This is a genomic window from Clavibacter michiganensis subsp. insidiosus (assembly GCF_002240565.1).
GTDB classification, from domain to species: domain Bacteria; phylum Actinomycetota; class Actinomycetes; order Actinomycetales; family Microbacteriaceae; genus Clavibacter; species Clavibacter insidiosus.
The window spans coordinates 3,014,753-3,036,962 of sequence record NZ_MZMO01000001.1 but is presented as its reverse complement, the minus strand read 5'-3'; the positions used below and the strand labels follow the sequence as shown (position 1 = coordinate 3,036,962).

The following is a 22,210-nucleotide window of genomic DNA, read 5'->3' as shown; positions in this document are numbered from 1 at the left end:
TGGGAGGACGCGCACGAGGGGAGTCGGATGATCGGGGTGCTGACCGGCTTCGCCATCATCGGCTTCATCATCGCCGTGGGCTACGGCGTCGGCCGCTCCGGGATCGCGGGTCCGGGCGCCCAGCACTCCCTCAACCGGGTGGCGTTCTTCGTCGCGACGCCCGCGCTGCTGTTCACCGTGCTCGCGAAGGCCGACCTGCACGTCGTGTTCTCGGCGTTCCTGCTCACGTCGGCGAGCGCGGTGGCCGTGGCGGCGATCCTCTACCTGGTGGTGGCGCGGATCCTCTTCCGCCGGCCGGTCGCGGAGACCACCATCGGCGCGGCCTCCGCCAGCTACGTCAACGCCAACAACATCGGCCTGCCGGTCGCGATCTACGTGCTCGGCGACGCGCAGCTCGTGGCGCCCGTGCTGCTGCTCCAGCTGCTGGTGCTCGCGCCGACGACGCTCACGGTGCTCGACATCTCGAGCCGCGGATCCGCGTCGGTCGTCGGGATCCTCACCCAGCCGCTGCGGAACCCGATGATCATCGCGTCGATGCTCGGCATCCTCATCGCGATCACCGGGTTGCAGGTCCCGGACGCGATCTACGAGCCCTTCCGGCTGATCGGCGGCGCGGCGATCCCCATCGTGCTGATGGCGTTCGGCATGTCGCTGGTGGGGCGGAAGCCGCTCGCGCCCGGGTCCGGGCGGGGCGAGATCGTCGTGGCCTCGGTGATCAAGACGGTGGTCATGCCGCTCGCCGCGTTCTTGCTCGCGCGGTTCGCGTTCCACCTCGACGCGCCGCAGACGTTCGCGGCGACCGTGATCGCGGGCCTGCCGACCGCGCAGAACATCTTCAACTTCGCGTCGCGCTACGGGCGCGGCGTGGTGCTCGCGCGCGACACCGTGCTGATCACGACGGTCGCGTCGATCCCGGTGCTGCTGGTGATCGCGGCGCTGCTCGCGCCCGGGACCTAGCGGCGGGACCTAGCGGCGGCGGGTCGTCGCGGCGCGCTGGGCGGCGCGCTTCTGCGAGCGCTTCGCCATCTGCGCCTTGCCCTTGGCCATGGCGGCCTTGCCCTGGCGGCTGCGCAGGAAGCGGCGGATGACGGGGACGGCGACGAACAGGAAACGGATCAGCGGCATGGTGCTCCTCGGGGGATCGGCGCGGATCGGCGGACCTGCACCCCTCGACCCTGCCAGGTCCGGGCGCGCGTGACCGGGATCGGGGCGGATGCGGCTAGGAGCGGCCAGGGCTCCGGCCCAGGGAGGGCCCGCCCGCCTCAGAGGGCTTTCCGCATCTGCTGCGCCGTCACGCCGTAGCCCGCCGACGCGTAGAGCGCGATCGCGACCCGGTTGGCGCCGAAGACGTTGAGCGCGAGGGCGGGGGCGCCGGCGGCGCGCGTGGCCTCCTCCACCGCGGCGAGCAGGGCGCGGCCGTACCCGGATCCGCGGCGGGACGGATCCACCATCAGCTCGAAGAGGAACGCCGTGCCGGGCCTGCCGTTCGGATCGTCGAGCGCGACCCAGGCGCTGCCGACCCCGACGCCGTGCTCGTCGAGCCCGCGCAGGAGCAGGGTGCGCGGCGTCCGGATCCCGTCGGGGAGCCACTTCGCGGTCTCCGCCGCCGCCCGCTCGAGCGCGCCGTCCGCGGGCCAGGCGCCCGCCTGGACCTGGCGGGCCGCGTAGTCCTCGTCGGCGGCGGCCATCATGCGGGCGTACTCGGGCGGGGTCATGGGGCGCACGGTCACGGAGGGCATGCCGCGCATGGTCGCAGGGGCGGGCGCGGCGGCGGCCGGGCTGTCCACGGCGGCGGCGTCGTCGGCGGGCGCGCTGCATCGGTCCCGACGCGTCGGGCCGGGCGTCAGCCGCGCGGGCGCTCCCCATCGCGGATCCACGCGACCTCGGCGCGCAGCAGCTCGGCGCCCGGGCCGACGGGCGCGTAGCCGAGCGCGAGGGACGCGCGCGTGTCGAGGACGATCGGGTGCGCCGCGGCCCACGGGTGCGCGCCGCCGTCGACGCCCGGCTCGAGCGGCACGATGCGTCCGCGCCAGGCGAGCTCGTCGGCGATGACGGCGACGATGCCGGCGGCCGGGAGCGGATCCGGGTCGGCGGAGTTGAGGATCCGCGCGCCCGGCACCTCGGCCGCGCGCGCGATGAGCGCCGCCGCGTTCGCCGCCGCGGTGAGGTGGTCGACGGACGCGCCGCGGTCGGCGAGCTCGATGGTCGGCGCGCCCGCGAGCATCCGCTCGACGATCGCTCGGGTGCGGGCGTTCCTGGCCCACCGGCCGTGCACCTTCGAGGGGCGGATCACCGTCACCGGCAGCCCGCTGTCGAGGGCCGCGCGCTCGACGGCGACCTTCGAGGGCGCGTAGCCCTTGCGCGTGAAGGGGTCGGTGCCGTCGGCGGCGGGCGCGAGGGTCGCGTTCTCCTCGGGGATCGGCACGGGGAAGCGCGGCGGCTCGTCGCCGTTGACGTGCCGGCCCGCGTCGTCGACGTACACGGCGCGGGAGGAGGCGACGACGACGGATCCGCTCGCCCGCATCGCCGGGAGGAGCGCCTCGACGTCGGCCGCCGTGAACGCCACGAGGTCGACGAGCAGGTCGACGCCGTCGCCGACCAGCCGCTCGATCGCGCGGGCATCGGACCGGTCGACCGCGTGGAAGCGCACGCCGAGGTCGGCGAGCGCGGCGGGCATGGCGACCGTATCCCGGCCCGTGACGTCGACCGACCAGCCGTCGCGGCCCAGCCGCTCGGCCGTCGCCCCGCCGATCGCGCCGGTCCCGCCGAGGACGAGGGCGCGACGCGAGGAGAGGGAGGGGGAGGGGGAGGGCACGGTCGTCGAGCCTAGGGGCACGCGTGACGGCCTCGGTAGGGTGGCCGCGATGATCCGCCTCGAGGAGCACCGGCCCGCGTGGGCGGTCGCGTCCCGTGCCGAGGCCGCGCGGATCCTCGCCGCGGCGGGCCCCCGCTCCTCGCGATCGAGCACATCGGCAGCGCCGCCGTGCCGGGCCTCCGCGCGAAGCCGGTCATCGACCTCGCCGCGCGGGCCGCGCCGGGGATCGACCCGCTCGGGCTCGACGCGACGCTCGCGCCCCTGGGCTACGCGCAGCACCGCACGGGTCCGCGGAACCACGGGGTGCACGTCCGATCGGCGGGCGGATCGCGGACGCACATCCTCCACGTCTTCGCGATCGACGCGTGGGACACCTGCCCGCAGCCGCTCCTCCGCGACCGGCTCCTGCGCGACCCCGACGCGCGCCGCCGCTACGACGCGCTCAAGGCGGCGCTCGCCGGGACCGCCGCCGACGGCCGCGCCTACACGGCGGGGAAGACCGCGCTCGTGGAGGAGCTGGTGAACGCTGAGCGCGCGGATCGCGGGCTGCCGCCGGTCCGGGTGGGGGACAAGCGACCGCGTACCGCGAGGGCGGCGCATGGTGGAGAGCTCCGGAGATCGAACCAGACGAGGCACCCCGATAGGTGCGCTCCCCGAATGGAAGACAACCCAGCGGATCCGCCTGGGCTGCCGCACGTCGGCCGTCGCGCTCGGGACGACGGCGTCGCGACGCGGGTGGGGAGGGAGCGTCAGCCGCCGACCGTCCGGACCCGGACCGTCTCGCCGTCGTCGTCCAGCTCGAACGTCAGCGTGGTGCCCAGGGGGAACGCGTCGCGGAGCTCCTGCGGCTGGTCGGCCGTGACGACGAGCGCGGTGCGCGCCGGGACGGCGCCGGTCGCGCAGCCGGGCACGCCGCTGACCGCGCCGTCCTGCTCTGTCGGGCCGGCGACGAGGCAGGTCTCCTCGACGCCGGTCACCGCGTCGGGGACCGGGATCCGCGCGACCGAGATCCCCTGGAACGCGGCGAACAGCGATCCCGGCGCGATGGATCCGGTGTCGACCGAGAGGTAGGTCGCGTTGTCGGGCACCGGCGGCGGCTCCAGCGCGAGCGTCGCGACCGTGCCGCGCGCGTCGCCGAGCCACCAGGCGGTGCCTCCGGCCGCGGCGGCCGCGACGATCACGAGGGAGGCGGCCCAGGCGGCGGCGAGACGCGGGCGGATGCGGCGACCGCGGGCCTCCCGGGCGCGCGAGCGCGATGCGACGGACGGCCCTCCGTCCGCGGGCACGTCGGCGCCCGGCTCGCCGGGAGCGGGATCCGCCGTCGCCGCGGTGTCGTCGGGCGATGCGACCCGCTCCTCGAGCTCCCGCAGCCGCGCGAGCGAGTCGGCGTCGCGCGGGTCCCGATCCGGCCCGAAGACGCGGCGGCGCAGCTCCGCGATCTCCGCGCGCCGGTCGTCGTCGTCCATCCCCGCATCGTGTCACGGGGCGGGCGATCCCGCTCAGCAGGCGGCGTACGCGTAGGCGTCCTCGCTCGCGGGCACGAGGTCGCGGTCGCGCACGATGGCGCGGGGCGCGGGTTCCAGCGCCAGGATCCGCGCGCAGGCCTCCTCGGCCGTGTCGAGCAGGTCGTCGGTGTACTCGACGTCGAGCACGTGGGGACCGTAGACGGCCGTGTAGTCGGCGCACTCGGACCAGCGGTCGCACTCCTCGGCGATCGCGAAGTCGAAGCCGGCCTCGTCGCGGCCGCGGGACCCGATGTCGGTGGTGTTCTTCTGCGCGACGGCGAGGCCCCGGTCGTGCGCGTGATCCACGAGCAGGGTCGCGAGGGCCAGCGCGTCGTCCGCGTCCAGGGCGCCCGCGGAGCGGTACCAGGAGTCGAGGTTGTCGAACTCGACGGCCTGGAAGCCGGCGTCGGCGCACCGGTCGACCGCGGTCGCCTGCCGGGCCGCGATGGCCGTGCGCTTCTGGGCGGTCGAGGTGTCGAGGATGTACTCGTCGTCCCAGTTCGGATCCACCAGCGGGCCGTCGTCGCCCTGCACCAGCAGGTCGTCGGGCCAGGTCTCGCCGGGCTGCGTCTGGAAGCCGTTGACGTAGCAGATGCCGTACGCGTCGGCGGCGGGCTCGTCCGTGCTGTCGCGGACGACGATGCCCGCGCGCGCCGGCACGGGGGATGCCCCGCCGAGCTGGTAGTCGAAGCCCGTGCCGACGGGCGGCAGCGTGACGGCCGCGGTCGTGTCCGCCGCGAGCACGCCGGTCGCCTCGGCGGAGCCGGCCGCTCCCGTCGCCGCGGACCCGGGGCGCGGATCGGCCGTCGCGCAGCCGGAGAGGACGACGAGGGCGGCGGTCGCGAGGGCGGCGGAGAGGAGGGGGCGCATGATCCGACCCTAGGCGGGTCGATCCGCCGCGCCCACCACCCGGAAGCGCTCCATCACGATCTCGGTGTCGTCGTCGAGCCGGAACCCGTCGGGCAGCTCGGCCACGACCTCGGCCGACGTCCAGAACTCCTCGTGCCCCGCGCGCCACTCGGCGACGCTCGTGTATCCCTCGCCCTCGTCCACCGCGTGCGCGAGCGGCACGTCGGCGAGGCGCCCGACCTCCACGGCCGTCGTCTCGACCACGAGCACCGGCCGCCCGGCGGAGTCGATGACGGCGCCGCGGGATCCGACGACCGGCAGCTCCTCGTCGTCGGCGTCGTACTGGACGAGCAGCGAGCTCGTCGAGGTCTTCTCGCCCGAGACGATGGCGGCGACGAGCTGGTCCCGCAGCGGCCCCGGGAACGCGAACTCGACGGGCGGGAGGTCGGCGTCGGGCGTCGTCATGCGTCGATCGTAGGAGCCCCGGACGCCGCGCGCCCGCCGGGCCAGGCTGGACGGGACCCCATGACCACCGAACGAAGGCGCAGCGCATGAGCGAGATCCGCAACGGCGGCAACCAGTACGAGATCCAGGACCCGATCGCGCAGTACCCGTCCCCGCCGTTCCCGCAGCAGGAGCAGACGGGCCCGGGTGATGAGCTGAGGTTCGAGCCGACGCCCGACCACGGCCAGGACAGCTACGTCGGCTTCGGCCGCCTGAAGGGGCGCAAGGTGCTCATCACGGGCGCCGACTCCGGCATCGGCAAGGCCGTGGCCATCGCGTTCGCGCGCGAGGGCGCCGACATCGCGCTGAACTTCCTCGACGAGGAGCTCGAGGACGCGCGCGACACCGCGTCCACGATCGAGCAGGACGGGCGCACCGCCGCGCTCGTGCCCGGCGACATCTCCGACGAGACCGCGTGCCAGGACATCGTCCAGGCGTCCGTCGCGGCGCTGGGCGGGCTCGACTGCCTCGTGATGGTCGCGGGCTACCAGCGCAACGAGGACGACATCCTCGACCTCGACTCCGAGCAGCTCGACCGCACGATGAAGACCAACGTGTACTCGCTGTTCTGGCTGAGCAAGGCCGTGATCCCGCACCTGCCCAAGGGCGGCAGCATCATCACGACGAGCTCCTCGCAGGCGTACCAGCCGAGCCCCGACAAGATCGACTACGCGGTCTCGAAGGGCGCGATCCGGAACTTCACGCAGGGGCTCGCGCAGCAGCTCGCGCCGAAGGGGATCCGCGTCAACTCGGTCGCGCCCGGCCCGTTCTGGACCGTGCTGCAGCCCGTCGGGCAGTCGGCGTCGGACGTGGAGGAGTTCGGGTCCCAGTCGGTCTACGGCCGCCCGGGCCAGCCGGCGGAGATCGCGGCGACCTACGTGTTCCTCGCGAGCCAGGAGTCGAGCTTCACGAGCGGCGAGACGATCGCGGTCACGGGCGGCACGCCCGTCCACTGATCCGCGGCGGTCGCAGCGGGGCGCGTCAGAACAGGCGCGCCCCGTCCGCCGCGTCGTCGACGACGAGCGGGCGCTCGGTGCGGAGCACGGCCGGGCCGACCGCGAGGATCCCGTCGGCCAGCGGCTCGCAGCGCACCCCGCCGCGGCCGCGGAGCGCGCGGAAGGCGCCGGGCGCGAGCATCACGTCCATCCACGCGCACGGGTTCGCCGGGCGGTGGCCCTGGAACTCGACGGGCCCGTGGCCGGAGTCGATGCTGAAGCGCATGCCGCGCAGCCGGTCCACGTCCGCGCCGCGCAGCAGCACGTTGCGCCGGGTGTCGACGGGATCCAGTCCCGCCGCGACGCCGAGCTCCCGCGCCACGCGCTCCACCGACTCGACGGCCATCACCGTGACCGCCGCCGTGCGGTGCGCGCGCTGGCCGAAGTAGCGGTCGCCGACGATCCCGAGCCCGGCGCGCACGCGCACCGAGGACCGCGACGGCGGCTCGCCCGGCTCGTCCCGGGGTCCGTCGGACGGGCGTCCCTCCAGGCGGTGCGCCGGCGAGGCGACGAGGAACGCGATCTCCACGCGCTGCTCGTGCGGGAGGTCGGCCATCCGGGAATCGTACGTCCCATAGCACGGGGTACGTCGAGCCCGGGCGGACCCTCCACTCGTGGCTAGGATCGATGAGCGGGACGGGGTGACCGCAACCGGGGGGTCACGTGCGCGAGCTTGCTCCCTCCGACGAGCGGCGCGGCCATGCATCCCGGGTGCAGGCGAGGTTCCGCAGCATGACGCTGTCCAAGCCGCTGCACGCGCAGCTGCCCTTCATCCTGAGCCTCGCCGTGGTCGGCGTCGTCGCGGGCACCGGCGACCTCTCCTCCGTGGCGGCCCCCGGGTTCGTCGCGGGCGCCGTCATCGCCGCGCTCGTCACCATCGCCGCGGCCGTCGTCCCCTGGGATCGCCTCGACTCCGACTGGGTGGCCGTGCTGCCGATGCTCGACTTCGTGGCTCTCGCCCTCTGCCACGACGCGATCGCCGACCAGGTGCCGTCGACCGCGTTCCTCATCGTGTTCCCCGTGATCTGGCTGGCCTACGCCTTCGCCCTGCATGTCCTGTGGCTCGGCGCCCTCGGCACGGCGTCCGTGCTGGCGCTGCCCTACCTCCGGGCGGGCACCCTGCCGGAGGGCACGACCGGCTGGTCGCACCTCGTCGTGCTCCCGCTCGTGATGCTCCTCGTGGCCGTCGCCGTGAACCTGCTCGCGCAGCAGCTGATCCGGCAGCACGCGCGCCTCGAGGAGATGCAGCTCGAGCTGACCGGCACGCTCGTCGACCTGCAGGAGCGCAACTCGATCATCGACGGCGTGCTCGACGCGATCGACGACACCGTCATCGTGCTCGACGCCACGGGCCGCATCATGCTGCGCAACCGGGCAGCGCGGGACCTCATGGCGCTCGCCGAACCCGTCGACCCGGACGACCCCGTCGTCGGCCGCCTCGTGTACGAGGAGGACCGCATCACCCTCGTGCCGCCCGAGCGGCAGCCCGTGGCCCGGGCACGCGCCGGCGAGGTCGTCGGACGCGAGGTGTACTGGCTGGGCGAGGGCGGCGCGCAGAAGGCGGTGCTCGCGTCGGTCTCCCCGCTCGTGGACGGAGCCGGGCGGATGTTCGGCACGGTCGTCGTCAGCACCGACGTCACGGCGCTCGCGCTCGCGGTCACGGAGCGCGAGGACTTCGTGGCGAGCGTCTCGCACGAGCTGAAGACGCCGCTGACCTCGATCCTCGGGTACGTCGAGCTCATCGCCGACGACCTCGTGGAGGACGACATCGACGACCGGATCACCGCCGCCCGCCTCGCGATCGTCGAGCGCAACGCGCAGCGCCTCCTCGGCCTCATCGGCGATCTCCTCACGGCGGCGCAGCACCGGCTCGCCGTCAACCGCAACCTCGTCGACGTGGGCGAGATCGTCGAGAACGCGCTCGACGTGATCCGCCCCCACGCGCAGGCGAGCGGGGTCACGCTGGTCGAGCCGGAGTACGAGGAGCTGGTCGCCGAGGTCGACGCCGTGCGCATCGGCCAGGTGCTCGACAACCTGCTCAGCAACGCGGTGAAGTACACGCCGGAGGGCGGCACGGTCACCACCGAGGTGGACGTCGATGGCGACCACCTGCGCCTGTGCGTCACCGACGACGGCGTGGGCATGTCGGCGGAGGACACGGCGCAGCTGTTCACGCGCTTCTTCCGCACCAACTCGGCCCGCGCGAGCACGGTCGCGGGCGTGGGGCTCGGCCTCAGCATCACCCGCTCGATCGTGGAGGCGCACGACGGGTCCATCGAGGTGGAGAGCGCCCTCGGCGCGGGCACCACGATGCGCGTGCGGCTGCCGCTGCGCGTCGGGCGTGCCGCATCGCGCCCGACTTGAGCTGATCTTGTCCCCACCTTGATCCGATCCGGCATCCGGCGGTGTCACGCTCGGAGGACGACGGGGCCACCCGTCCGACACGAGCGATCGAAGGACCGGATGATCCCCCACGGCCACCCCGCGAGCGGCACCCGAGCCGCGCGCACCGGGTGCCGTATCGGATCCACGGATGCGCGGCCGGTGCCCGCCGGCGGCCTCCCCGGTCCTTCCGATCGTCTCGTCGGCGGCCGCGCGTGAGCGCCCACGCCGCCCGTGTCCCGCAGCTCCCCCCGCTCCTCGACGTCCGCGTCCTGGAGCAGCTGCTGGCCGAGCTGTCGGACGTGCCCGGCCCCGTCCGCCTGTCCGTCGTCCCCGCGACGGACGCCCCCGCTCCGCCCCCCGGTGTTCCCGCGCCGGGCGGCGTGACCCCGCCGCGCGGCCACCCCGAGCCGCGCCGCGGGACCCCGTCGTCCGGATCCCCCCTCCCGGACGACCGCCTCGCGACCCGCGGTGCCCCCGCACCGGGTCGCGGGCAGGCGCCGGCCGGATCCCCCCGTCCGGTCGGCGCCCCCACCTCCGCGCCCGCTGCCGCTCCCGCCGAGCCGACCTGCCCCGGCGCGCTCACCGACGGGCAGCACGCCTGCGTCGGCTTCCTGCGCTTCTTCGTCGACCTGTGGCCGAGCCGCTGGGACCGCCTCGACGTCGCCGTGCGCGCCGCCGATCGGCCGGCCGCGCTCGACGCGTGCCTGAGCGTGAAGAGCTCGGCGGCGATGGTCGGCGCGCTCCTGCTCAGCGACGTCGCGGAGCAGCTCGAGCGGGCCATCCGCGCCGCCGACCACGCCCGCGCCGAGGCGATGCTGCCGGAGCTCGGCGAGGTGGGCGAGCGGAGCATGGACGCGATGCGAGCGTGGATCCGCGCGGAGCAGGGGCACCCGCCCGACTAGACCCGTGCGCGCGGCCGCCCCGACGGCCGACGCGCACGCCCCACCGGCTCCCGCGACAGGCCGGTCGGAGGAACGGAGCGGGATCCCACCCGAGGGGACCCCGATCCACGGCGCAGCTGCCGCGGGACCGACCGGTCCCGCGGCAGCCCCCTCGTACCCTCGGCCTCGGCCTCGGCCTCGGCCTCGGCGTCGGCGTCGGTGCCCGTCGGCTCAGCCGCGCGGCGGCGCGAGCCGGTAGCCGACGCCGCGCACCGTCTGGATCCACCGCGCCTCGCGCGGGTCGTCGTGCAGCTTCCGGCGCAGGTTGCCGAGGTGCACCTCGACCGCGCGCTCCTCCGGCTCGGTGGAGGAGGCGACGGCGTAGGAGCCGCTGCGGATGTCCCGCACGAGGTCGCCCTTGGTGCGCACGCGCCCGCCGCTCGCGAGGATGGAGGCGAGCAGGTCGAACTCGGTGCGCGTGAGGTCGACCGGCTCGCCGTCGACCGTGACGTGGCGCGTGCCCTCGTCGAGCTCGAGGCCGTTGTGGCGCAGGACGTCGTCGTCCGCCGGCGCGGGCTCGGTCGGTGCCGCGGGGGAGGTCACGCCCGTGATCGCGGGGGCCTCGGGCTGCGCCGGCTCCTCCGCCTCGACGGCGGGGCTCGCGGCGGGGCTCGCGGGGCTCGGGGCCGCCGGGACGCCGGCCGCGGGCGTCGCCGTCCCGTCCCCGCCGCCGCGCGGGCGGCGCATCATCGCGGAGATGCGGGCGCGGAGCTCGCGCGGACGGAACGGCTTCACGATGTAGTCGTCGGCGCCGGCCTCGAGCCCGAGCAGGGTGTCGACCTCCTCGCCCTGGGCCGTGAGCATGACGATGTAGGCGTCGCTCACGAGGCGGATGCGGCGTGCGGCCTCGAATCCGTCGAAGTCGGGCAGGCCCACGTCGAGCGTGATGACGTCGGGGGAGACCTCTTCGGCCAGCCGCACGCCGTCGGTCGCGGTGCCGGCGGGGTGCACCTCGAAGCCGCCCTGGCGCAGGACCACCTCGAGCAGCTGGCGGATGTCGCCGTCGTCCTCGATGACCAGAGCCACACGTCCGCTGTCCACTTACCGCCCCCTCGCATGCCGCACGAGCGGCCGATCCCCGGATCCGCGTCAGGCACGCCGGGACTCCCACGCTAGCGGACCGTCGGTGCCCCGCCTCCGCGGCGGCGGGATGGGGTACGGGCGAGCGGGATCAGGTGACGGGGGAGGACCCGGGCACGGCGACGAGCACGATCACGGCGCCGAGGATGTACGCCGCGAGCGACGCGCCCACGCCGATCAGCAGCACCAGCCAGGGCCGGGTGCGCCCGCGGATCATGCCGACGAGCGCGACGATGACGGCGATCCCCGTGAGCATCAGCGGGCCGGCGACGGCGATCCCGTAGCCGATCGTGAAGAGCGAGTCGCGGCAGACGTAGGCGTCCACGTCGCACGCGTCGGTCACGAAGATGAGGCCGAGGCCCAGGGCGGCGATGCTGCCGCCCACGACCGCGGCGACGAGCATCGAGACGAGCGTGGTGACGAGGATCCGGCGGTCGATCCGGCGGACCCAGCGGGGCACCCAGTCGGGGCCGGCGGGATCGTCGTCGCGGTCGGCGGGGCGGGCGCGCGCGGCGGTTCCGCGGCGAGGCGCGTCGTCGTCGGACGCGTCGCGTCCGCCGAGGCGGGGGAGCGTCGGCAGGGCGATCCGCGGGACCTCCGGCAGGCGTCGGCGGCGGGCCGGCGGGGCGGCGGATCGGCGCCCGCGGGAGGCGCGACGGCCGGGGGCCGGGGTCGCGTCGTCGTCGGGGGTCACGGCACGAGACTACGGGGCGCGTCCGGCGGGGTGGGAATCGACGGCGACGCGAGGGGCGGGCGCGACCGTGCCGTGCCCGGGCGGCGGGTCAGAAGATCATCGGCCGGTCGTCGTCGAGCTCGGTCTCCACGTCGAGGTCCACGGCCACCGGCACATGGTCGCTCGGGCCGTCGCCCTTGCGTTCGTCGCGGTGGATCCGCGGCGCGGCCACGAGCTCGGCGAACCGGTCGTTGCCGAGGATGAAGTCGATCCGCATGCCCTCGTTCCGCGGGAACCGCAGCTGCTGGTAGTCCCAGTACGTGTAGCCCTCGGGGATCGACGGCCGCACGACGTCCGCGAGCCCGGCCTCGAGGAAGGCGGCGAACGCCGCGCGCTCGGGCTCGGAGGTGTGGGTCTTGCCCTCGAAGAGCGCGGGATCCCAGACGTCGGTGTCGAGCGGCGCCACGTTCCAGTCGCCCATGAGCGCGAGCGGGGTGGCGGGATCCGCGGCGAGCCAGGCGCGCGTGTCGGCCGCGAGCGCGCCCAGCCACTCGAGCTTGTAGGAGTAGTGCGGGTCGTCGAGGCCACGGCCGTTGGGCACGTACAGGCTCCAGAGGCGGACGCCCGCGACGGTCGCTCCCATGGCGCGGGCCTCGAGCGGCGGCTGCCCGGAGGCGTCGGGCTTGCCGAAGCGGGGCATCCCCTCGAACGTCGTCACGACGTCCTCGAGCGGCAGGCGGCTGGCGATCGCGACGCCGTTCCACTGGCTGAGCCCGTGGACGGCGACCTCGTAGCCGGCCTCCTCGAACGCCTGCAGCGGGAACTGCTCCGGCTTGCACTTGATCTCCTGCATGGCCAGCACGTCGACGTCCTCGCGCACGAGCCAGTCGACGACGCGGCCCACGCGGGTGCGGATGGAGTTGACGTTCCAGGTGGCGACGCGCATGCGTCCACGGTACCGGGCGGCCGGGACGCCTCCGGGCCCGGGGACGGGACGGGTCAGCCGATGCTGCCGATGCGCACCGTCACGGCCGCCCGCGCGGCGGCCTCGGCGCCGATCGACTCGGCCAGCCGGGCGCGGACGGCGTCGACCGCGGCGCGCGCGGTGTCGCTCGCGCGGCTCGACGCGTCCACCGCGATGGTCGCCTCGACGAGGACGGTGCCCTCGCCGGTCTCGACGGTGACGAGCTGCTCGGTCGCGGTGGACGACCCGGCGACGACGCCCTCGACCACCTGCTGGGCGGCGAGCAGGATCGGCGAGCGCGGCGCGTAGACGTCGGCCACGCCCGCGACGCCGCGGAGCACCGCGGTCAGGTCGCGCGACAGGTCGGCCGGCGCGGGGAGCGGCACGGGGACGGGGGCGGGCACGGCGGCCGGCGCGTCATCGTCGAGGGTCATCTCCGGCCTCCTCCTGCACGGGACGCGCCTGCACGTCCACCACGGTCACGTCGATCGCCTCGACGCGCAGCTCGGTGTGCCGGAGCAGGGCCGCGTGGACCCGCTCGCGCACGCGCTGCGCGAGCTCGGGCAGCGGATCCCCCCACACGACGCTCAGGGTGAGCGCCACCCGCACGGGCTCGCCGGCGCGCGTGACGTCGCCGTCGAGCGTGCACCGGCCGACGAGCACGCCCGGCACCTCGTCGCCGGCCTGCCGCACGAGGGTGCGCACGGCGCCCTCGGTGAGCGCGAGGCTCACGGCCGGATCCGGGTGGGAGAGCGGGATGTCGCGGCCGGCGCGCGACTCGCGGCTGATGTGGGCGAGCACGCCGCGGAAGAAGTCGTCGCCCGGGGCGTCGGCCTCCTCCGCCTCGACCTGCACGAGCTCGCGGCCGAGGTCGCGGATGCGCTCGAGGGCGCGCAGCGCGTTGCGGGTCTCGGGGTCGTCCTCGTAGGCGGCGATGCGCGGGGTGCGCCCGCGGTCGAGGTAGTCGGCGAGGGCGGCCATGTCGAGGGGCGCGCCGTCGGCGTCGAGCGCGGATGCGGGATCCACGGGCAGGCGCTCCCCGGGATCGCCCGGTCCGGTGCCGCTCATCGCCATGCCTCCATGCTCGTCATCACCGTGGTGCGCGCCCGGGACAGCCGGCCGCGCACGGTCGAGGGCGTCGCGCCCAGCTTCTCCGCGATCTCCTCGTAGGAGAAGCCTCCCACCTCGCGCAGCATCCACACCTCGCGCTGCTCGCGGGGCAGGCCGTCCAGCACGCCGGCCAGCGCGCGCATCTGCGACGACGTCTCGGCGTCGCGCTCGGGGGACGTGAGGCGGTCGGCGATCTCGTGGTCGTCGATGTCGTCGACGGGTCGGCGGGCGCGGATCCGGTCGATGGACTTGCGGCTGACGATCTGCAGCAGCCAGCTCTTCACGCGGTCGGGCTTCTCGAGCGTGGGCATGCGGTCCCAGGCGGTGATGAGCGCCTCCTGCACGGCGTCGTCGGCGTCGGCGCGGGATCCGGTGAGGCGGATCGCGAACGCGCGCATGTACGGGGCGTGCCGGCGGACCAGGACCTCGAAGGCCCGGGCGTCGCCGTCGGCCGCGCGCTCGGCGAGGATGCCGTCGCCCGCGTCCTGCAAGGAGGAGGAGAGGGCCATGCCGTACCTCCGTGTGCGCTGGGAGACGAGACGGATCCGGGAGCGATCCGTGACGGACCACGCCGTCCGTGCGTCTCACCCATGACTACCACAGCAGCGCCCGGGCGACCGGGCATCACGAGGAGGAACCGCATGAGCGACACCAGCACCCCCACCCCCGCCGACGTCACCCGCGTCGCGCCCACGAGCGCCGGGATCACGGGGAGCGTCCTCGCCGAGGGCGACACCACCGTCACCGACGGCGTCATCGCCAAGGTCGCCGGCCTCGCGGTCCGCGACATCCCGGGCGTGCACGCGCTGGGCGGGGGCGCGGCCCGCGTCATCGGCCAGCTCCGCGACCGCATCGGCCAGACCGACCTCACGCAGGGCATCGCCGTCGACGCCCAGGAGGCCGGCGTCGCCTTCGAGGTGACCCTCGTCGCCGAGTACGGCGTGCCGCTCCAGGACATCGCGGCCGACGTGCGCGCCGCCATCTCCGACGCGGTGACCGAGCTCGTCGGCCGCCCGGTGACGCGCGTCGACGTCACGGTGGCCGACATCGTCATGCCGGGCGAGGGATCCGACGACGACGACGCCGTCGAGGCGCCCGCCGTCTGACCCGCTCCCGTTCGGCCCGACGGGCCGCCCGTCCTCGCGACGGGCGGCCCGTCGTCGCGTCCGCCGGCCCGGCCGCGTCCGCCGGCCCGGTCGCGTCCGCTGTCCTCGCAGATCGCGGGCGTACCGTCGGGGGATGACCGACGACACCGCTGCCGCGCCCGCCACCTCCCCCGCGTCCGACGGGCGGCCCCGCGTGGCGCTCCTCGGCACCGGCGTGATGGGATCCGGGATGAGCCGCTCGATCCTCCGCGCGGGCCTGCCGCTCACCGTCTGGAACCGCAGCGCCGAGAAGGCCGCGCCCCTCGCGGACGACGGCGCGATCGTCGCCGACAGCGCCGCGGAGGCCGTGCGCGACGCCGACGTCGTGGTGATCATGCTGTTCGACCAGGACGCCGTGCTCGAGGTCCTCGCCGAGGTCGCCCCCGCGCTGCGCCCCGACGCCGTCGTCCTCCAGTCCTCCACCGTGGGCGTCGAGGGCACCCGCCGGATCGCCGCGCTCGCCGCGGAGCACGGCCTCCGCTTCGTCGACGCGCCCGTCCTCGGCACGCGCGGCCCCGCCGAGCAGGGCCTCCTCGTGCACCTCGTCTCGGGATCCGAGGCCGACCTCGCCGTCGCCCGCCCCGTCCTCGAGGCGACCGGCTCGCGCACCGTGGTCGCCGGGGCCGACGCGGGACCGGGCTCCGCGCTCAAGCTCGCGTGCAACGCGTGGATCGCGTCCATCACCGCCGCGACCGGCCAGTCGCTCGGCCTCGCGCGCCTGCTCGGCGTCGAGCCGCGCCTCTTCCTCGACGCGATCGCGGGCGGCGCGGCCGACACCCCGTACGCGCACCTCAAGGGCGGAGCGATGCTGTCCGGCGAGCTCGCGCCGTCGTTCGCGCTCGACGGCCTGCTCAAGGACGTGACGCTGATGCTCGCCGCGCTCGACGGCGCCGACGCGCACGACTTCGACACCGCGATGCTCGAGGCGCTCCGCGAGACGTACGCGGAGGCATCCGCGGCCGGCCACGGCGACGACGACGTGGCCGCGGTGGGCACGGTGTTCGGCCTGCCGACCTCGCCCGACGCCTGATCCGGTCGGTGTCCCGCCCGCCCGTCGCGCCGGGCCGCGCGGTTCCCCGCCCGTAGGATCGGCTGCGTGACGACCTCCGACGCGCGCCAGCAGCTCATCGACCACATCAAGCGGGACGCCGTCTTCCACGGCGACTTCACGCTGACGAGCGGCAAGAAGGCCAGCTACTACGTCGACCTCCGCCGCGTGAGCCTCGACCATCGCGTCGCGCCGCTCATCGGGCAGGTCATGCTCGACCTCATCGCGGACGTGCCGGACGTCGCGGCGGTCGGCGGGCTCACGATGGGCGCGGATCCCATCGCCGCCGCGATCCTGCACCAGGGCGCCGCGGTCGGTCGCGGCTACGACGCGTTCGTCGTCCGCAAGGAGCCCAAGGACCACGGCCGCGGCCGCCAGGTCGAGGGCCCGGACCTCCAGGGCAAGCGCGTCATCGTCGTCGAGGACACCTCCACCACCGGCGGATCCCCGCTCAAGGCCATCGAGGCGCTCGAGAAGGTGGGCGCGGAGATCGCCGCGGTCGCCGTGGTCGTCGACCGCTCGACCGACGCCCGCGAGGTGATCGAGGCCGCGGGCCACCGGTACCTGTACGCGATCGGCCTCGAGGACCTGGGGCTGGCCTAGTGAGCGGGCAGGCGCCCGGCGGCGGATCCGGATCCGGGCGCGACGACGACGACCCGTTCGCGGTCCGTCCCGCGACCGACGCCGACCGCGAGCGTCCCGCGCGGCCGCTCGCGCCGATCGGCTGGGGCCGAGCCGCCGATCCCGATCCCGCGCCCGTGCCCGCCGAGCGGGACGACGTCGACGTCGACGCCGCGGACTCCGGCGTGGATCCCGCGCCCGCCGACCCGACGCCGCCCGCCGACGGCGACATCCTCGCGGGCATCGTCCCGCTCGACCCGACGGACGACGACGAGCGCGTCGCCCCGCTCGACCAGGTCGATGCCGCACCCGACGCCCACGACCCCGAGGTCGACCTCGACGCGCCGGCGCCCGAGCCCGGCATCGCCGCCGCCCCGGTCGACGCGGGCGACGTGGAGTTCCCCGGCGAGCCCGACCCCGGCTACGTGCCCGCCCCCGCGGGCGACGCGCCCGGCGAGCCGCTCACGGGCGACGTGCTGTCCGGCGAGGTCGAGGCGGATCCCGCGCCGGTCGACGACGCACCCGCCGAGCTGGTGCTCGAGCCGGTCGACGACGCGCGCGACGTGGACCTGCCCGTCGTCCCCGCGGACGCGCCGGTGGTCGACGCCGAGCTCGTCGAGGATCCCGCCGACGAGGCCGCGGTCGAGGCCGACGCACCCGACGACTCCGTGCAGCTGACGCCCCTCCGCGACGAGCAGGCGGACGAGGACGCGGGGGTCGTCGACGACCCCGCCGGCGCGGTCGAGGCCGACGTGCCCGCTGCCGACGCGCCCGATGCCGGTGCGCCCGATGCCGACGACGAGGACGCGTCGCCGGCGCCGCTCGCCCCCGCGGCCGCCGCGGCGCGCGCCGCCGCGATGGCGTGGGCATCGGGATCCGCCCCGGCTGCTGCGCCCGCCGCCGCCTCCGCCGCGCCCGCTGTGGCCGCCGAGCTGCCCGACGAGCCCGAGCCCGAGCCCGAGCCCGAGCCGGAGACGGCCGTGCTGTCGTCGCCGGTGGTCGGATCGTCGGACGCCGACGGCGCACCCGAGCGCGACGCCGCGCCGCAGGACGACGCCGACCCGACCTCCCCAGCGCCGTCGAACGCCCCCGCCGCCGAGCCCGAGGACGCCATCGCCCTCCTCTTCGGCGACGTCGCGACGGATCCCGACGACGCGCGCGCCCGCGCCTCCGCCGCGGATCCCGCCGACACTGACGACGACGACGACGACCGCACGCGCGTCCTCCCGGCCGCCGGCGCTGCGGCCGCCGCTGCTGCCGCTGCGGCCCCCGCCCCGCGCACCGACCGCGACGCCCCCACGGCCGCCGTCCCGGCCGCCGCCCCGCGTCCGGATCCGGCCCCGCGCCCCCTGCCGGTCCCGCCGCCGTACGCGGCCCCGCCCGCGCCCCGGGCACCCGCGCCGCGCGCGCCCGTCCTCGACGCGCCCCGCATCCCCGCGCCTCCCGCCGCCGCGCCGCCGCGCGGGCCCCGCGGCTCGCGTCGCACGGGCCTGTGGGTCGGCGGCGCGATCCTCCTGGTGCTGCTCCTCGTCGGCCTCTTCTACCTGGGCCAGCGGCTCGGATCCGGCCCCGCGCCCGACGCCGCGCCCGACGCCGCCCCCGTCGCGACCGCGACGCCCGAGGCCACGCCGACCCCGTCGCCCACCCCGACGGATCCCTTGCAGGGCCCGGCCGCGGCCGGCGTGCAGGCGTGGGACGCGTTGCTCGGCGGTGAGTGCATCGACCCGTACTCCACGCCGTGGGAGGAGGAGTTCACGGTCGTCGACTGCGGTTCCGAGCACCACGCGCAGATGGTCGCGCGCGTCGCCCTGCCGCAGACCGGCGACGCGTTCCCGGGCGAGGAGGCCGTGCGCGACTCCGCGGACGAGCTCTGCATCGCCGACACGGTGATCGACTACGCGGCGGCCCGCGCCTACTCCGACGTCCAGTACCAGTCGGCCTACCCGATCACGCAGGACGAGTGGACGGCGGGCGACCGCGACGCGTACTGCTTCGTCTCGCGCGCCGGCGGCGGCACCTTCACGGGCAGCATCGGCGTCCCGCAGCCGCCCGTCGTCCCCTAGCCGCCGCCCGGGCCGCGCGTCTGGCCTGGGGATCCCGACCCCGTGGATCCCCGCCCCCGCCCTACCCTCGACACCCCGTGCGCGTCACCGGCGCGCGGATCCAGGGACGGGGGAGCGGTGGCCTCACGCGTCCGACCCGACGACCGCGCGTTCCTCCTCCTCTGGGGCGCGCAGGCGGTCTCGTCCCTCGGGGCGAGCGCCGCGTCGTTCGCGCTCACGCTGCAGGTGTACGCCGAGACGGGCAGCGCGCTGGCCCTGTCGGCGCTCACCGTCGTCTCGACCGTGGCGTCCATCTACCTGGCCCCGCTCACGGGCTGGGCCGCGGATCGCCTCGGTCACCGCCGCGCCGCCCTCGTGAGCAACCTGATGCTCGCCCTCGCGTCCGGCGGGATGGCGGTCGTGTCCGCCCTCGGCCCGGGACACCTGCTCGCCGTGGTCTACCCGCTGACCCTGGTGTCGGCCCTGGCGGCGTCGACCCTCGCGCTCACCCTCACGGCGAGCGTCCGCCGGATGCGCCGGGAGGCCGACCTCACGCGGATCAACGGCGTCACCTCCCTGCTCCAGGACGGGCCGACCCTCCTCGCGCCCGTGCTCGGCGCCGCCCTGTCCGCCGTCGTCGCGCCCGCCGCCGTGTTCGTCGTCGACGGGGCGACCTCGCTCGGCTGCGTCGCCGCGCTCCTCGCGGTGCGCTGGGACGCGCCGCCGGACCGCCGCGTCGCGAACCCGTTCCGCGGCGCCCGCGACGGCATCGCGTGGATCCTCCGCCACCCCGGTCTCGGCCGCCTGCAGGCGGGCTTCGCCGCGCTGAACCTCGCGAACGGGATCGCCGCATCCGCCACGACCGCGTACGTCCTCCTCCTCGGGGCGGGCGGACTCGGCTCCGGCGCGAGCCTCGCGGCGTTCAGCGTCGCCGGATCCGTCGGGCTCCTCGCCGGCGCCGGGTTCGTCGCGGCGCGCGGGGACCGGATCCCGCGCCTCGTCGCCATCGCCGGATCCGCCGTCGTGCTCGGCCTCGTGGGCCGCGTCGCGCTGGGGGCGAGCGCGCTCCTGGCCGTGTGGATCCTCGCGGCCGTGGTCCGCAACGTCGCGCTCCAGGTGCAGGGCGCGCCCCTCACCGCCGTGTGGCAGGAGCGCGTCCCGCCGGGACGGCAGGGCGCGGTGCTCGGCGCGAAGAAGCTCCTCGGCCAGGGCTTCTACCCGCCGGCCGTGCTCCTCGGCGGCGCGCTCACGGTGGCGCTGCACCCGCTCGGGCAGGAGACCGCGCTCCGGGTCGTGATCATCGCGGGCGGGCTGGGCGAGGCGCTCGTCGGCGTCGCGATGCTCCGCTCGCGGGGCATCCGGGCGCTCCTCGCCCCGGCCGCCGCTGGCCGGACCGCGGCCTGATCAGAGCTCGGACTCGACCGGCTCCGGGTCCAGCAGCTCGGTCACGCCCGACAGCACCTCGTCGGGGCGGAACGGGTAGCGCTCGATCTCGGCCCGGTCGCTGATGCCCGTGAGCACGAGCACCGTGTGCAGGCCCGCTTCGATGCCCGCGATGATGTCGGTGTCCATGCGGTCGCCGATCATGCCGGTGCTCTCGGAGTGCGCGCCGATCTTGTTGAGCGCCGAGCGGAACATCATCGGGTTGGGCTTGCCGACGATGTACGGCTCCTTGCCCGTGGCCTTCGAGATGAGCGCGAGCACCGCGCCCGTCGCGGGCAGCACGCCCTCCGCGCTCGGGCCGGTCGCATGCTGTGCTCGACGGGGGTCCGCTGTCTCTTGGCATCCTCTCGCAAGGCTGCAGGCATCGACCCCGCGGGTGCCTCGTGATGCGCGAAGTTCCGGATCCACTCGGCTGGCGGTTCCGCCCCGACGCGGCTCATGGAGGCCGCGGCTCCGATTGTGCACAGACGTGGATGGTTCAGCCCGAGTAGGGAGATGCTTGCCCCGTCCGCCTGTCGATTACGTGAAAGGAGAATCATGTCTCGCAAGGAGATCAAGCGGTGGGTGTTGCTTACGGCGATTGCAGGGCCGGCGTGTGTCTTTGCGTCGATCTTGTTCCCGCCATTTCTGCTACTAGGAGTCGCAATCAGCACAGTCGGCGGCTTGGGGCTCGCTATCGGTTATTCCAAGTCAACTGGCCGATGGTCCTGGGTAGTGTCGATCAGCGCCACTGTTGTGGTATTCGCCGCTTCCGCGGCGGTTTGTTTTGCATTCTGGGGCCAGGCCTTCGATCTCGCAGATCAGAATGTCCCTGTGCCTGCTGCACTGGAAGTTGCTATTGCAACCTTCGGTGCGCTTATCGTTCTCGCATTTATTGCCTTCGTGGTTATTGTCGCGTTGGTGGCATCTCGGGCAAGCCGGCGGCTTGGTCAGGATGCCCGTGCTGCGCGAGCGTAATCGTCTGCTTCGGCCAGGCAATGGTCCAATGCGTGTGCTGAGCTACTTGCGCGTCTTTTTCGCATCTATTAGGAGATGGAGCACCACTTGTACGCATCACGCTCATTGACGGCCGTTGGGACCTTGGGTCTCGTCGCGCTCGTCATGATCAATCCCTCAGGCGCATCCGCGTCTGATAAGGAGACGGTTGCAGATTTGGTTCGCTCTGCATCGCCGGAATCGGTTGCCCCGGTCGCCAACCGCTCAGGCGCGCTGGTCGGAGAGAGCCGCTTTGCTCTAGACGCTTGGGGCACGACAGCGGATGTACCACACGATGCAAATAAAAAAAGTCAAGATTGGCGCGCCTGGAAAAGTCTCGATAGGCGTCTCCTTGCCGTCCGCAAGCAGCGCGCGCCTCGTGGATTCTGGCGCGTCTGCGGTCACGGCCTACGACAACGGAGACGGCTCGACCACGGCGGTTCTACCGCAAAACGATGGGGCTGTGCAGTTCGCGACCGTAATTTCTGGCGCTCACGCGCCCGATGAGTATGCGTACTCTTTAGATATTCCGGCTGGATCGCATCTCGCTTTCAACGGTGAGAGCGGGTCCGTGAGCATTCTCGATTCCGATGGAATGTGGATCGCAGGAGTGGCGGCGCCTTGGGCAAAAGATGCGACGGGTGCTCCGGTGCCGACTCACTTCAGGATATCGGGCAATCAACTCATCCAGGTTGTCCAGCACGATGATGAGACTATCAAGTACCCGGTTGTGGCTGACCCTTGGTTAGGGGTCTCTCTCATTGACAGTGTTGTGTGGACTGCGGGTGATGAATGGGGTCCTACTGCGCAGATCTATCCCACGAGCGCGGGACGGGATACTATATTCGCGCCAGACATAGCCAATGAGGCTGCGTGGGGTGAGGCGTTGGAGAAAACCGATCGATCGCGCCTGGATCACAACAATCTCCACGATCAGTTCACCTGTCATTGGCAGGTGGTTCGATACGACGATCCGGGAAAATCGAGCTGGAACCTCGACAGTGCTCGGCCCGATGTAGGACTCGCGGAGACCATTGCCGCGCGTTGCAACCCAGGAGGCGGTAGCGAGGATTGAGGCGGGGGGCGAGCAGGATTCTGGAGCCACGTCTCCATCT

24 protein-coding genes and 2 pseudogenes are annotated in these 22,210 nt (G+C 74.4%); 12 read left to right on the top strand and 14 right to left on the bottom strand.

Features of this window, described 5'->3' with window-relative positions:
* The first annotated feature begins 27 nt into the window (after nucleotides 1-27).
* Nucleotides 28-957 carry an AEC family transporter gene (locus B5P21_RS14695; RefSeq protein ID WP_045526504.1) on the top strand — a complete coding sequence of 310 codons (930 nt, stop codon included), beginning with the start codon at nucleotides 28-30 and terminating at the stop codon, nucleotides 955-957.
* A 9-nt stretch (nucleotides 958-966) separates the two neighbouring features.
* On the opposite strand, the gene B5P21_RS16925 is transcribed toward B5P21_RS14695, so the two are convergent.
* The 3 genes from B5P21_RS16925 to B5P21_RS14685 form a co-directional block, all read right to left on the bottom strand.
* The gene (locus B5P21_RS16925) at nucleotides 967-1,125 is read right to left on the bottom strand and encodes a hypothetical protein (RefSeq protein WP_015489197.1); all 159 of its coding nucleotides are present in this window, start codon (nucleotides 1,123-1,125) and stop codon (nucleotides 967-969) included.
* 137 nt (nucleotides 1,126-1,262) lie between these two features.
* Entirely contained in the window at nucleotides 1,263-1,739 is a 477-nt protein-coding gene (locus B5P21_RS14690; RefSeq protein ID WP_052663264.1) for a GNAT family N-acetyltransferase, read from the bottom strand.
* Between the two features lie 104 nt (nucleotides 1,740-1,843).
* On the bottom strand, nucleotides 1,844-2,815 hold the full coding sequence (locus B5P21_RS14685) for an NAD-dependent epimerase/dehydratase family protein (RefSeq protein WP_045530117.1): 972 nt from the start codon (nucleotides 2,813-2,815) through the stop codon (nucleotides 1,844-1,846).
* Between the two features lie 78 nt (nucleotides 2,816-2,893).
* Between B5P21_RS14685 and B5P21_RS17385 the strand changes: the two are divergent.
* A pseudogene (locus B5P21_RS17385) lies at nucleotides 2,894-3,325 on the top strand (GrpB family protein); the annotation flags it as partial.
* A gap of 239 nt (nucleotides 3,326-3,564) precedes the next feature.
* On the opposite strand, the gene B5P21_RS14675 reads toward B5P21_RS17385, so the two are convergent.
* The 3 genes from B5P21_RS14675 to B5P21_RS14665 are packed head-to-tail and all read right to left on the bottom strand — an operon-like array spanning nucleotide 3,565 to nucleotide 5,634.
* Nucleotides 3,565-4,281, bottom strand: coding sequence for a hypothetical protein (locus B5P21_RS14675; RefSeq protein ID WP_045526505.1), 717 nt, complete (start codon nucleotides 4,279-4,281; stop codon nucleotides 3,565-3,567).
* A gap of 33 nt (nucleotides 4,282-4,314) precedes the next feature.
* Nucleotides 4,315-5,190: an endo alpha-1,4 polygalactosaminidase gene (locus B5P21_RS14670; protein WP_045526507.1), complete on the bottom strand. Its 876-nt coding sequence runs from the start codon at nucleotides 5,188-5,190 to the stop codon at nucleotides 4,315-4,317.
* Between the two features lie 9 nt (nucleotides 5,191-5,199).
* Complete coding sequence (locus B5P21_RS14665) at nucleotides 5,200-5,634, bottom strand: ASCH domain-containing protein (protein ID WP_045526509.1); 435 nt, start codon at nucleotides 5,632-5,634, stop codon at nucleotides 5,200-5,202.
* Between the two features lie 86 nt (nucleotides 5,635-5,720).
* On the opposite strand from B5P21_RS14665, the gene B5P21_RS14660 reads away from it, so the two are divergent.
* Nucleotides 5,721-6,629 carry an SDR family oxidoreductase gene (locus tag B5P21_RS14660; protein ID WP_080939265.1) on the top strand — a complete coding sequence of 303 codons (909 nt, stop codon included), beginning with the start codon at nucleotides 5,721-5,723 and terminating at the stop codon, nucleotides 6,627-6,629.
* 25 nt (nucleotides 6,630-6,654) lie between these two features.
* On the opposite strand, the gene B5P21_RS14655 is transcribed toward B5P21_RS14660, so the two are convergent.
* Nucleotides 6,655-7,224: an MOSC domain-containing protein gene (locus tag B5P21_RS14655; protein ID WP_045526510.1), complete on the bottom strand. Its 570-nt coding sequence runs from the start codon at nucleotides 7,222-7,224 to the stop codon at nucleotides 6,655-6,657.
* A gap of 176 nt (nucleotides 7,225-7,400) precedes the next feature.
* On the opposite strand from B5P21_RS14655, the gene B5P21_RS14650 reads away from it, so the two are divergent.
* On the top strand, nucleotides 7,401-9,032 hold the full coding sequence (locus B5P21_RS14650; RefSeq protein ID WP_236688767.1) for a sensor histidine kinase: 1,632 nt from the start codon (nucleotides 7,401-7,403) through the stop codon (nucleotides 9,030-9,032).
* Between the two features lie 233 nt (nucleotides 9,033-9,265).
* Nucleotides 9,266-9,955 carry an Hpt domain-containing protein gene (locus B5P21_RS14645; protein ID WP_246865305.1) on the top strand — a complete coding sequence of 230 codons (690 nt, stop codon included), beginning with the start codon at nucleotides 9,266-9,268 and terminating at the stop codon, nucleotides 9,953-9,955.
* Nucleotides 9,956-10,165: 210 nt separating this feature from the next.
* On the opposite strand, the gene B5P21_RS14640 is transcribed toward B5P21_RS14645, so the two are convergent.
* The 6 genes from B5P21_RS14640 to B5P21_RS14615 form a co-directional block, all read right to left on the bottom strand.
* A complete protein-coding gene (locus B5P21_RS14640; RefSeq protein ID WP_094171323.1) occupies nucleotides 10,166-11,035 on the bottom strand; it encodes a response regulator transcription factor in 870 nt (289 codons plus the stop codon).
* 130 nt (nucleotides 11,036-11,165) lie between these two features.
* Nucleotides 11,166-11,768, bottom strand: coding sequence for a hypothetical protein (locus tag B5P21_RS14635; protein WP_094171322.1), 603 nt, complete (start codon nucleotides 11,766-11,768; stop codon nucleotides 11,166-11,168).
* Nucleotides 11,769-11,856: 88 nt separating this feature from the next.
* Complete coding sequence (locus B5P21_RS14630) at nucleotides 11,857-12,693, bottom strand: exodeoxyribonuclease III (protein WP_045526517.1); 837 nt, start codon at nucleotides 12,691-12,693, stop codon at nucleotides 11,857-11,859.
* Nucleotides 12,694-12,746: 53 nt separating this feature from the next.
* A complete protein-coding gene (locus tag B5P21_RS14625) occupies nucleotides 12,747-13,145 on the bottom strand; it encodes a hypothetical protein (RefSeq protein WP_045526519.1) in 399 nt (132 codons plus the stop codon).
* The gene (locus B5P21_RS14620; RefSeq protein ID WP_236688769.1) at nucleotides 13,129-13,785 is read right to left on the bottom strand and encodes an Asp23/Gls24 family envelope stress response protein; all 657 of its coding nucleotides are present in this window, start codon (nucleotides 13,783-13,785) and stop codon (nucleotides 13,129-13,131) included. Before B5P21_RS14620 ends, B5P21_RS14625 begins: the two co-directional genes overlap by 17 nt.
* Entirely contained in the window at nucleotides 13,776-14,330 is a 555-nt protein-coding gene (locus B5P21_RS14615) for an RNA polymerase sigma factor (protein WP_045526520.1), read from the bottom strand. The genes B5P21_RS14620 and B5P21_RS14615 overlap by 10 nt, the downstream gene beginning before the upstream one ends.
* 132 nt (nucleotides 14,331-14,462) lie before the next feature.
* Between B5P21_RS14615 and B5P21_RS14610 the strand changes: the two genes are divergently transcribed.
* The 5 genes from B5P21_RS14610 (at nucleotide 14,463) to B5P21_RS14590 (ending at nucleotide 20,081) form a co-directional block, all read left to right on the top strand.
* A complete protein-coding gene (locus tag B5P21_RS14610; RefSeq protein ID WP_045526522.1) occupies nucleotides 14,463-14,927 on the top strand; it encodes an Asp23/Gls24 family envelope stress response protein in 465 nt (154 codons plus the stop codon).
* A gap of 133 nt (nucleotides 14,928-15,060) precedes the next feature.
* Nucleotides 15,061-15,996 carry an NAD(P)-dependent oxidoreductase gene (locus B5P21_RS14605; RefSeq protein ID WP_165770619.1) on the top strand — a complete coding sequence of 312 codons (936 nt, stop codon included), beginning with the start codon at nucleotides 15,061-15,063 and terminating at the stop codon, nucleotides 15,994-15,996.
* A 66-nt stretch (nucleotides 15,997-16,062) separates the two neighbouring features.
* Nucleotides 16,063-16,617, top strand: a complete 555-nt coding sequence (gene pyrE, locus B5P21_RS14600) for an orotate phosphoribosyltransferase (RefSeq protein ID WP_015489215.1) — start codon at nucleotides 16,063-16,065, stop codon at nucleotides 16,615-16,617.
* A complete protein-coding gene (locus B5P21_RS14595) occupies nucleotides 16,617-18,698 on the top strand; it encodes a septum formation family protein (protein ID WP_094171321.1) in 2,082 nt (693 codons plus the stop codon). The genes pyrE and B5P21_RS14595 overlap by 1 nt, the downstream gene beginning before the upstream one ends.
* Before the next feature lie 117 nt (nucleotides 18,699-18,815).
* On the top strand, nucleotides 18,816-20,081 hold the full coding sequence (locus tag B5P21_RS14590) for an MFS transporter (RefSeq protein WP_045526527.1): 1,266 nt from the start codon (nucleotides 18,816-18,818) through the stop codon (nucleotides 20,079-20,081).
* Here B5P21_RS14590 and B5P21_RS14585 read toward each other — a convergent pair.
* Nucleotides 20,082-20,426: pseudogene (locus B5P21_RS14585) on the bottom strand (HAD hydrolase-like protein); the annotation flags it as partial.
* A 231-nt stretch (nucleotides 20,427-20,657) separates the two neighbouring features.
* On the opposite strand from B5P21_RS14585, the gene B5P21_RS16605 reads away from it, so the two are divergent.
* On the top strand, nucleotides 20,658-21,077 hold the full coding sequence (locus B5P21_RS16605; RefSeq protein WP_133064199.1) for a hypothetical protein: 420 nt from the start codon (nucleotides 20,658-20,660) through the stop codon (nucleotides 21,075-21,077).
* Between the two features lie 301 nt (nucleotides 21,078-21,378).
* Nucleotides 21,379-22,170: a DUF2599 domain-containing protein gene (locus B5P21_RS14580; protein ID WP_094171320.1), complete on the top strand. Its 792-nt coding sequence runs from the start codon at nucleotides 21,379-21,381 to the stop codon at nucleotides 22,168-22,170.
* Nucleotides 22,171-22,210: the final 40 nt, after the last annotated feature.

What these genes read in the sequence shown, in the direction of transcription:
- B5P21_RS14695 (WP_045526504.1), top strand. Translation starts at nt 28, where the DNA reads ATGATCGGGGTGCTGACCGGCTTCGCCATCATCGGCTTCATCATCGCC.
- B5P21_RS14620 (WP_236688769.1), bottom strand. Translation starts at nt 13,785, where the DNA reads ATGGCGATGAGCGGCACCGGACCGGGCGATCCCGGGGAGCGCCTGCCC.
- B5P21_RS14610 (WP_045526522.1), top strand. Translation starts at nt 14,463, where the DNA reads ATGAGCGACACCAGCACCCCCACCCCCGCCGACGTCACCCGCGTCGCG.
- B5P21_RS14650 (WP_236688767.1), top strand. Translation starts at nt 7,401, where the DNA reads ATGACGCTGTCCAAGCCGCTGCACGCGCAGCTGCCCTTCATCCTGAGC.
- B5P21_RS14665 (WP_045526509.1), bottom strand. Translation starts at nt 5,634, where the DNA reads ATGACGACGCCCGACGCCGACCTCCCGCCCGTCGAGTTCGCGTTCCCG.
- B5P21_RS14580 (WP_094171320.1), top strand. Translation starts at nt 21,379, where the DNA reads ATGTACCACACGATGCAAATAAAAAAAGTCAAGATTGGCGCGCCTGGA.
- B5P21_RS14655 (WP_045526510.1), bottom strand. Translation starts at nt 7,224, where the DNA reads ATGGCCGACCTCCCGCACGAGCAGCGCGTGGAGATCGCGTTCCTCGTC.
- B5P21_RS16605 (WP_133064199.1), top strand. Translation starts at nt 20,658, where the DNA reads ATGTCTCGCAAGGAGATCAAGCGGTGGGTGTTGCTTACGGCGATTGCA.
- B5P21_RS14660 (WP_080939265.1), top strand. Translation starts at nt 5,721, where the DNA reads ATGAGCGAGATCCGCAACGGCGGCAACCAGTACGAGATCCAGGACCCG.
- B5P21_RS14625 (WP_045526519.1), bottom strand. Translation starts at nt 13,145, where the DNA reads ATGACCCTCGACGATGACGCGCCGGCCGCCGTGCCCGCCCCCGTCCCC.
- B5P21_RS14670 (WP_045526507.1), bottom strand. Translation starts at nt 5,190, where the DNA reads ATGCGCCCCCTCCTCTCCGCCGCCCTCGCGACCGCCGCCCTCGTCGTC.
- B5P21_RS14605 (WP_165770619.1), top strand. Translation starts at nt 15,061, where the DNA reads ATGACCGACGACACCGCTGCCGCGCCCGCCACCTCCCCCGCGTCCGAC.
- B5P21_RS14630 (WP_045526517.1), bottom strand. Translation starts at nt 12,693, where the DNA reads ATGCGCGTCGCCACCTGGAACGTCAACTCCATCCGCACCCGCGTGGGC.
- B5P21_RS14690 (WP_052663264.1), bottom strand. Translation starts at nt 1,739, where the DNA reads ATGCCCTCCGTGACCGTGCGCCCCATGACCCCGCCCGAGTACGCCCGC.
- B5P21_RS16925 (WP_015489197.1), bottom strand. Translation starts at nt 1,125, where the DNA reads ATGCCGCTGATCCGTTTCCTGTTCGTCGCCGTCCCCGTCATCCGCCGC.
- B5P21_RS14675 (WP_045526505.1), bottom strand. Translation starts at nt 4,281, where the DNA reads ATGGACGACGACGACCGGCGCGCGGAGATCGCGGAGCTGCGCCGCCGC.
- B5P21_RS14615 (WP_045526520.1), bottom strand. Translation starts at nt 14,330, where the DNA reads ATGGCCCTCTCCTCCTCCTTGCAGGACGCGGGCGACGGCATCCTCGCC.